Origin of the sequence: Halorubrum sp. CBA1125, assembly GCF_009742825.1 — an archaeon.
In the GTDB taxonomy this organism is placed as follows: domain Archaea; phylum Halobacteriota; class Halobacteria; order Halobacteriales; family Haloferacaceae; genus Halorubrum.
On record NZ_WPCE01000119.1, the window covers coordinates 1 to 9,062 of the forward strand.

7 protein-coding genes and 2 pseudogenes are annotated in these 9,062 nt (G+C 72.3%); 2 read left to right on the top strand and 7 right to left on the bottom strand.

Going from position 1 to position 9,062, the window contains the following annotated elements; translation table 11 throughout:
* The 5 genes and pseudogenes from GJ633_RS10945 to GJ633_RS10965 form a co-directional block, all read right to left on the bottom strand.
* Positions 1–274 (bottom strand): NAD(P)-dependent oxidoreductase (locus GJ633_RS10945; protein WP_321169028.1); only part of this gene is annotated, 274 nt, incomplete at its 3' end.
* Between the two features lie 19 nt (positions 275–293).
* A complete protein-coding gene (locus tag GJ633_RS10950; RefSeq protein WP_156588862.1) occupies positions 294–1,379 on the bottom strand; it encodes an Lrp/AsnC family transcriptional regulator in 1,086 nt (361 codons plus the stop codon).
* Between the two features lie 53 nt (positions 1,380–1,432).
* Positions 1,433–1,900, bottom strand: a complete 468-nt coding sequence (locus GJ633_RS10955) for a hypothetical protein (protein WP_321169029.1) — start codon at positions 1,898–1,900, stop codon at positions 1,433–1,435.
* A 12-nt stretch (positions 1,901–1,912) separates the two neighbouring features.
* Positions 1,913–2,314 carry a 30S ribosomal protein S6e gene (locus tag GJ633_RS10960; RefSeq protein WP_156588863.1) on the bottom strand — a complete coding sequence of 134 codons (402 nt, stop codon included), beginning with the start codon at positions 2,312–2,314 and terminating at the stop codon, positions 1,913–1,915.
* 94 nt (positions 2,315–2,408) lie between these two features.
* Positions 2,409–3,118: pseudogene (locus tag GJ633_RS10965) on the bottom strand (biotin/lipoate A/B protein ligase family protein).
* Positions 3,119–3,212: 94 nt separating this feature from the next.
* Between GJ633_RS10965 and GJ633_RS10970 the strand changes: the two are divergent.
* The gene (locus GJ633_RS10970) at positions 3,213–4,889 is read left to right on the top strand and encodes a histidine kinase N-terminal 7TM domain-containing protein (protein ID WP_156588864.1); all 1,677 of its coding nucleotides are present in this window, start codon (positions 3,213–3,215) and stop codon (positions 4,887–4,889) included.
* Between the two features lie 74 nt (positions 4,890–4,963).
* The gene (locus tag GJ633_RS10975) at positions 4,964–5,851 is read left to right on the top strand and encodes a hypothetical protein (RefSeq protein WP_156588865.1); all 888 of its coding nucleotides are present in this window, start codon (positions 4,964–4,966) and stop codon (positions 5,849–5,851) included.
* A gap of 182 nt (positions 5,852–6,033) precedes the next feature.
* Here GJ633_RS10975 and GJ633_RS10980 read toward each other — a convergent pair.
* Positions 6,034–8,012: pseudogene (locus GJ633_RS10980) on the bottom strand (molybdopterin biosynthesis protein).
* Positions 8,009–9,062, bottom strand: a 1,054-nt coding sequence (locus tag GJ633_RS10985) for a molybdopterin-binding protein (protein WP_156588866.1), incomplete at its 5' end; no start/stop codon positions are given. The pseudogene GJ633_RS10980 and the gene GJ633_RS10985, both read right to left, overlap by 4 nt.

A 9,062-nucleotide genomic window follows, 5' to 3' on the forward strand; every position in this document is an offset into this window, starting at 1 on the left:
CGGGCGCGATCCGGTCGATCCAGCCGCGGACCGCGTCGGGTTCCGGAGCGGCGCGGACCAGTTCGACGGACGGGCCGGCCGCCGAGGCGGGTCGGTCCGACTCGTCTCCGGGGTCGACGCCCTCGGTGAGGGCGATAGTCCGATCGTCGAACGCGGGACTCACCATCACGACGCGCGCTTCCGCCGCGAACCGCGACGCCTTCCGCGCGGCGACGGGGCCGCCGCCGAACACGAGCACCGTCTCGTCCGCGAAGTCGTGGTACAGTGGGATCACGAGTCGTAGTACTGTTGGGTCACGTCGTGTTGCTCTCCGCGCGGTCCGCGATACGGACACCCGTCTTCTTCAGGATCCGCGTCGAGAACAGCGTGTCCCAGTCGCTCTCCGTGACGTCCCAGTACTCGTCCATCAGGGACTTCACCTCCGCGATGCGCCGCTCGCTCTCCGCCTCGGTCCGCCCGTGCGTCATCGCGAAGAAGTTGTACTCCCAGACGCCGGCGTGGCGGGGGCGCTTGTAGCAGTGCGTGACGAACGAAAGGTCCGCGACCGCGGGCCCGACCTCGTCGAGGACGTCCTCGGGCACGTCCCAGACGGTCATCCCGTTCTCCGTGTACCCGAGCGCGTAGTGGTTCGGGATGACGCCGACGCGACGCACCTTCCCCTCCCGTTCGAACCGCTTGATCGTCTCGACAGTCCACGCGACGTCGGCGGCGAGCGCGTCCGCGACGTCCGCGTACGGCGTCTCGGTGATCGGCAGCCCACCCTGGATCTCGACGACCAGGTCGCGTTCGGCCGGCGTGAGCGTCGACCGATCGCTCGGCGAGACGTCGGGACCGAGGTCCGACAGGTCGACGTCGCCGTCGGCGACGGGGCCGTCGACGAGGAACTTCGCGCCGACGTGAAACTCCCGCTGTTTCGGGAGGTTGTAGGTCTCCTGACCGGTGACAGCCTCGATCTCGGCGAGCACCTCTTCGATCCGGTCGCTCCCGTCCTTGTCCGGGTCCGGGTGGTCCGCGACGCTCACGACGAACCACATGTTGAGGTGCGGGTGCTCGCGCTCGTAGTTGTGGGCGACCTCGGTGAACCCGTTCACCGTCTCGGCGATCTCCTCGTACCGGTCCTCTGGCGCGTGCATCGCGACGAGCGACGCCGCGCCGCCGATCTCCTCGGCGTTGACGAGCGCGCCGAACCGCGAGAGGATCCCCGCTTCGTCCAGCTCGCGGACGCGCTCGCACAGCTCGGTTCCCGTGACCTCGACGCCGCGATCCCGCAGCGCGGCCGCCGCCGGGTCGAACGGCCGCTCGACGACCGGGAATCCACCCTGGAAAGCGTTGATGATCGCGCGGTCGAGCGTCGTCAGATCCGCGTCGACCTCTCTCATGCGTCGACGTCGGGGGCGGGCGAGAATAAGCGATCCGACCGTCGGGTCCGAACTCAGCCGTCGAGGTCGCGCGCGATGTCCGCCAGCGACGACCGCGGGCCGCGGGTCGCCTCGTACACCGTCCGCTCCCCGGGGTTCCGGAGCCCGTACAGCTCGCCGGGGACGACGACGTCGAGGACGACGCTGTCGCCCGGCTCTCGACCGTTGGCGTCGAGCCACGCCGCGAGCCGGTTCGTCCCCTCGCCTGGTTCCCGCGCGAGCCGGCGGTTGTCGTACGCCCCGCGGATCAATCGGCCGCGGCTGTCCCCCCGGACGGGGGCGTACCGCTTCTCGCGGTCGAAGACGACACGGACGACGTCGCCGTCGGCCGGCTCAAGCGATTCACAGGACCCGGACTCGACGCGGGCGTCGAGTTCGTCGTCCGCGGGCAGCCGGACGCAGGGACGACGAGTGCCGCCGCTCCGGGCGAGCGAGACGCGCACCGACGCGACGCCCTCGTCGTCGGAGGGGACGCGGGGCACCGAGAACCGACCTTACTCCTCGTCGGCGTCGTCGTCTCCCTCGCCGAACGCGGCGGCGACGTCGCCCTCGCCGTCGACGACGGAGACGTTGATCTGCGCGACGTCGTCGTCGATCTCGCGGCCGCGAACGGTGATCCGTTTGCGCTCGCCGTCGCGAGAGGGGTCGAACCCGACGCCGCCCTCCAACAGCAGCTCCTTCAGGCGGGTGCCGGAGACGTCCTCGCGCATCGGACGGCCGGTCTCGTCTGAGCCGCCGGTGATCGCGATCGTGTGGTCGGAGAGCCCGACGGCGTCGCCGCCGATCTCGTCGCCGATCTCGCGGCCGAGGAAGCGGTTCGCGTCCTGTCCGTCGATCTCGCGCTGGAACGTCTCGCCGCTTTCGGGGTCGGCGATGACGACTTTGAATTCGGCCATGCGCGAACCGAGACCCCCGCGAATAAAAAGCACGTCGAAACCGCGATCCGTCCGATCCGACCGTCCGGCGCGCCTCGGACGGGATCGCGGCGGCTCACGCGGTCGGGTCGTCGCGCTCGACGCGGCGGCGTCCGTCGCCAAGCGGACCGTGGACGAACGCGTCCTCCAGCGCCCGCGCCACCCGGTCCGGTTCCGACGGACCGCCCGCCGCCGCGACGCTTCCGACGGCGGCTGGGTCGAAAGGGACGCCCAGGGCGTCGTAGACGGCGGCGGTGACGGCGGCGAGCGCCGCGGCCTCCTCCGGGTCCACGACGAGACAGCCCGCGACCAGCGCGGCGTCAGTCCGGACCCGCTGGGCGATCCCGGCGACCTTTCCTCCGCCGGCGACGCGGACCGAGTGGTCGCCGGGACAGAACGACGCAGACGGCTCACCGGAGACGACGTCGGCGCCGAGTCCACGGAGCGCCGCGACGACCGTCTCGGTCGCGCGGTCGTATCGCTCGCGTATCGATCCGCGACCGTCGTCCACGAGCGGGACGGCGAGCGCGAACGCGAGCGTGCGCCCCGGGTACGCGACGGCCCGCCCGCCGACGTCGCGTTCGACCGTCGGGAACCCGCGAGCCGCCGCGAGCCGCTTCGCTCGATTGAAGCCGTCGCCGCCGCATCGCGTCGGCCGAACGCGACCTGTCTGGGGGGCGCCCAGACGCGGACGGCCGGTATCCCGTCGGCCGCGGTCGACAGCAGCACCGCGGTCCGCTCGCGGTCCGCCTCGGGATCGACCCCGCGTCCGCGGTACACGCGCATACGGCGACGAACGGTCCGCGCCGACAAGCCGCTTGCGGCGCTCGGCCGACGCGTGACACAAAGGTTTTGCTGCACTCGGACGGAGACCGAACCGATGAGCGACCTCGGGGCGCTACCCGTGCAGGCGTACCTCACAGCGAGCCTGCTCGCCGGGGTCGTCGGCGTGGGACTGGGAGGCGTCGCGTGGGTCGACCACGACGAACCGAGCGGGACGGCGATCGCGGCGTACCTGCTGTGCGGGGGAGCTATCTCGCTGTTGTACGCGGTCCGGATCGCCGCCGAGAACACGCTCGCGATGCACGCCGCGCTCGAACTCTCGACGCCGCTACTCGCGGCGATTCCCGTCGTCTGGGTCATCTTCGCGGCGGCGTTCGCCGGGCGCGACCGGTGGTTGACGGAGAACCGAATCGTCGCGCTCGCGGTCCCGGCGTTCGCCTGGGTGCTACTCGCGTGGTCAAGCGGGACCCACGGGCTCGCGCGGCGATCGGTGACGCCGGTCGTGGAGGGGCCGTTCACGCTGCTCTCGTTCGGGCTCGGCCCCGCGGGGATCGCCTTCCTACTGTACGCCTACGGACTCTGCGTCGCGGGCGTCCTGGTCGTGGTCGATCTGTACCGCCGGACCGGGAACCGCTACCGGCTCCAGACGCTCGTGCTCCTCCTCGGAACGCTGTTCCCCTTCCTCGCGGGGATCGCGACGGTCGTCGACTTCGGGAGCTACGCGAACCTCGAGTGGTATCCCCCAGCGATCGTGCTCCACGGCGTCTCCCTGTACGGAGCCGTCTTCTGGCTGGGGACGCTCGACGCCGCGGTCGCCGCCCGGGACACGGCCGTCGAGGTGATGCAGGACCCGGTGATCGTGACCGGGTCCGACGGCGAGATCCGCGACCTCAACCCCGCTGCCGAGGCCATCCTCCCGGCAGATGGAGTCGGGACGGCGCTGTCCGAGACGTTCCCGGAGCTGGTGAGGGGTTCCGAACGTCCACTCACCGTCGACGGCCGACAGTACGACGTACAGGAGGACCCGATCACCGACGCGCGGGGACGGGAACGCGGACGGGTGTTCCTGCTCCGGGACGTGACTGCCCGCGAGCGGCGACAGAGCGAACTGAAGCGCCGCGAGGCGGAACTCGAACGCCAGAACGACCGGCTCGAGGACTTCGCAGGCGTCGTCTCGCACGACCTCCGGAACCCGCTGGCCGCGGCGACCGCAGCCGTGGAATTGGCCCGTCACGGCGACGGCGGCGACGAGGCGCTCGATCGGGCCGCGGCGGCCCACGATCGGATGGACGACCTGATCGAGGGGCTGCTGTCGCTGGCGACCGCCGGGAAGTCGGTCGACGCTCTCGACCGCGTCTCGCTCGAGGGGACGGCGCGACGGGTGTGGTCGCAGCTCGAGACCGCGGACGCGACGCTGACCGTCGACGGCCCGAACGAGACGGTTCTCGCCGACGGCGACCGGCTCGACCAGCTCGTCACGAACCTGTTCCGCAACGCGATCGAACACGCCGGAGAGGACGTCGCCGTGGCGGTTGACATCGAGCGTCGTGACGGCGAGGTGACGTTCGCCGTCGCGGACGACGGTCCGGGCGTCCCGCCGAACAAGCGCTCGCAGGTGACCGAACGCGGCGTGTCGCTGGGCGGCGGGACGGGGCTCGGACTCGCGATCGTCGCCGACATCGCCGACGCGCACGGCTGGCGCCTCTCCGTCGAGGAGTCGAGATCGGGCGGCGCGCGGTTCGTGATCGAGGGGATCGAACCCGCGGACGGCTGAGTCGGTCGGGAGTCGAGACTCGAACGCCGGTTCCGACGGGCACTTGGCGGTGGAGCGCCCGTCGAGAGACGACGATGCCCGTCACGCTCCCGTCGGACGTCCTCGCACGGTACCGACGGTTCTCGCGGTTCAACTCGCCGTATCCCGCACACGACGACGGACGTGCGATCGACCTGTACCCCGAAGGATCGACGGGCACCTCGCCGGTTTCGGGCGTCGTGCGCGAGACGCGGACCGTCGGCTGTCCGGACCGGTCGTACGCCGTCGACGAGGATCACCTGATCGTCGTCGACCTCGACGACCACTGGTGTCGGCGGGCGGGCACGGAACCCGGGACGGTCGCCCGGCTGCTCCACGTGGACCCCGAAATATCGGCTGGCGAACGGGTCGCCGTCGGGGACTCCCTCGGAACGACGGTCCGATCGGGGTTCTTCAGACGCTGGGTCGACGACCACGTCCACCTCGGCTTCCGCGGACCCGGCGTGGATGTGCTCCGGGCGAGCGGGTCGCTCCCGGTCGAGGCGGGCGTCGACGTGGAGCCGGTCGGGTGGGACGGGACCGGCACGGTCGTCGAGCGCGGACCGGCGCACGTCGTGCTCGACGCGCCGACACACCCGGATCCGGGACGGTCCTTCGCGGCGATCGCGAGCGACGATGGGATCCCCCTCGACGGCGGGCTGATCCACTACGCGGGCGGCGGCGCGTTCGAGGCGCTCTCGGGCGACGCGGCGGTTCGGCTGCTCGGGGCGCTCGTCGGCCGTGGGGCCGGACGCGGGCTGACGTGGGAGCCGGTCGACGTCCTCGCGAACGGCGACCGGGTGGTCGGGTTGTCGCTGTTCGCGGCTCGGGACGGCGGCTACGGCGCGAAAGTCGTCTGTCCGAACCGGGAGTTCGCGGTCGGGGAACGGGTGTCGGTCGCGATCGAACCGAGCGACGACCCGATCCGGCTCGGCGTCGGCTGAGGGGACCGTCGAGAACCCCGATCGGAGAGGGTGAGCGCCTCGACGGGCGGAGGTGTGGCGAACAGCCGGCGCGGCCGCTCCCCACGGCGGTGCGCCGGGCATCGGCCTCGGTTGCCGCGGGCGACTCGTTACGTCACGGAGGGGCTGGCTCGTGATCCGTGATAAGAAGTCGGACGCAAGTCCTACCGGCTCGCCCGCGAGTATCCCGACAACCGACCGAAGAGCGCGTCGATCTCGTCGTCGCCGAGCACGGCCCCGAACTCCCGAACCGACTCTCGGTCGGCGCGGGCGGGCGACGCGCGGACGGACACCGACTGGTCGCCAAGCGGAACGAAGCCGCAGCCGAGTCGGTCCGCGGTCTCGCGCAGGCCGAGCCCCACGTCGGCGTCGCCCGCGACGACCTTTCGCACCGGGCTCTCGAACCCCTTGACGGTTAGCTCGTAGCCGTCGATCCGGGCGGTGAGGTCGTCCCGCGACACGGAGCGCTCCGCGGCGACGTCATCGACCGTGGCGTCGAGGCTCCGGCGAAGCCCCGAGTCGGTCGACCGGTTGACGAACCGGAGGTCGCGGTCGACGAGCGATCCGATTCCGGTCACGTCGTCGGGGTTCCCGCCGGGCACGACGAGTCCCCACTCGCGCGTCCATCCGCCGATGTCGACCGCGTCGACCGCGCGGTCGACGGGTCCCGCGACGACGGCGACGTCGGGAACGCCGTCGCGGAGCCGCCGGAGTCCCTCGCGGGAGCCCACGGGGAGGTACCGGGGAGAGTCGAGTCGGTCGAGCAGGCGGTTGAGCGCCGGATCGTCCTCGCCGACGCCGAGCAGCGTCGGGGGGCGAACGTCCGGCGAGAACAGCTGAACCTCGACGAGTTCGCCCGCGTCCAGGTACTCGGTGTCCGGGTCGACGGCGACGACGCCGTCCGCCTCGACGAGGCTCGTCGTCGCTCCAGACCCCTTGTCGACCGGGTAAACGAGCGGTCGGTCGTGCTCCGGTGCCGCGTCGCCGACGTCGAGCAGCCCGACGGGCATCAGTCGGAGCCGTCCCTCGCCGTAGCGCTCGCTCACGCCCATCCGTCCCTCCACGGTCGCCGTGGCGGGCTCGGGCTGGCCGGCCGCCTCGCGGATCGCCGGCGCGACGAACGTCCGGAAGATCGTGAGCGCGGACACCGGATAGCCGGGGAGCCCGACGTACGCGGACTCGTGGGCGTGCTGGTCGGCCGCCGCGTCCGGACCGGTACCGTCGAGCCGGCCGACGAGCATCGGCTTCCCGGGTTTCACGGCGACGCCGTGGAGGAGCAGCTCGCCGCGCTCTTCGATCACGCGGTAGATGACGTCGACGGCGCTCGCCGAGGTCGACCCCGAAGAGAGGACCAGGTCGCACTCGTCCGCGGCCTTCCGGAGGAGCCGTCCCATCTCGTCGTAGTCGTCGCCGGCGTGGGGGTACAGGACGGGCTCGCCGCCGGCCTCCTCGCGCCCGCGGCGATCGTCGTCGAGTTCACGTCGTAGATCTCGCCGCGCGAGGGGTCGAGCGCCTCCCCGGGGCGCACCAGCTCGTCGCCCGTCGAGACGATCCCCACGCGCGGGCGCCCCTCGACGGGGACCTCGTCGACGCCGAGCGCCGAGAGCAGGCCGATCTCGCGAGGGGTGATCCGGGTGCCGGGGCCGAGCGCGCGGGCGCCAGCGGCGATGTCCGCTCCCGCGCTCATCACGTGGTCGCCCGGGGCGACGGCTGTCCGGACGGCGATCCGGTCGGGGCGGTCGTCGCCGTCGGACCCGACGCCGACCTCGTCGGTGCGCTCGACCATCACGACCGCGTCGGCGCCGTCGGGGAGGACGGCGCCGGTCGAGACCTCGGCGCAGGTCCCGGGCTCGACCGTCACGTCCGGCGCCGCGCCGGCGTGGACCGTCCCCACGAGGTCGAGCTCGGCGGGGTCGACCTCGTCTGCGCCGAAGGTGTCCCGGGCGCGGACCGCGTAGCCGTCCATCGACGCTCGGTCGAATCCCGGCACGTCGATCGCGGCGTCGATGCGCTCCGCGAGGACGCGACCGCGAGCGTCCTCGAGCGGGACCGACTCCGGAGACGGCGCGAGGTCGAGCGAGGCTATCGCGTCGCGGGCGGCGTCGGGCGTCGCGAGGTCGCGGAACTCCTTGCGGTCGCTCATGGCGTCACCTCCCACAGCTCCACGTCGACGACCTCGCCCGCGTCGAGCCCCTCCCTGGGCTCGGGGACGACGACCCAGCCGTCCGCGAGCGCGACGCTGGAGAGGATCCCGGACCCGCTCGCGCGGGTCGGCGTCGCATCCGGGAGGTCGTCGGCAGAGTCGTCTTGCACGTCTTGGTCCGAGCCCGTCTCTCTCCCCGCGTCCGAACCCGCCTTCGAGAGCGACACGCGAGCGAACGTTCTCGTACCGGGCTCGCTCGGCACCTTCCGGCCGAGCCGCGCGCGCCGCGTCGGGAAGGGGTCGGCGGTCGTCCCGCCGATCCGCTTTTGAACCGGTCGGAGGAACTGCGCCGCGTTGACGATACACGCGACCGGATAGCCGGGGAGCGAGACGATCGGCGTGCCGGCCGCCTCGCCGAGACACACCGGGTGTCCCGGCTTGAGCGCGACGCCGTGGACGAGCACCTCGCCGAGGTCGCCGACGACCTCCGGGATCAGGTCCCGTTCGCCCACCGACGAGCCGCCGGTGGTCACGACGACGTCGGCGTCGAGGGCGTCCGTGACCGCGGTCGCGAGCGCCGACTCGTCGTCGGTGACGACGTCGCGGTAGCGGGCCTCCCCGCCCCACCGCTCGACGAGCCGAGAGACGGTCAGCCCGTTCGTCTCGATCACCTCGCCCGGATCCGGGTCGGACTGGACGAGCTCCTCGCCGGTCGGGATCACCGCGACCGTCGGTCGCTCGTAGACTGGGACCGCGTCCAGACCGACGGATTTCAGGAGGCCGAGGTCGGACGGTCGGAGGGCGTGGCCCGGCTCGAAGAGCCGCTGGCCGTCGGCGACGTCCTCGCCGACCTCGCCGACGTTCTCGCCGGCCGCGACGGCGTCGAACGTCTCGATCTCGTCGCCGACCCGCTCGACCGGCCCGTTACAGGCCCCACAGCGCGTGGGTTCGTCGGCGAGTTCGATCCGGAATCCGCCCGCCGACAGCTCGCGGAGCTGGTCGAGCACGTCGCGCTCGGTGAGGAGGACCGCGTCGGGGACGCCGTCCCCC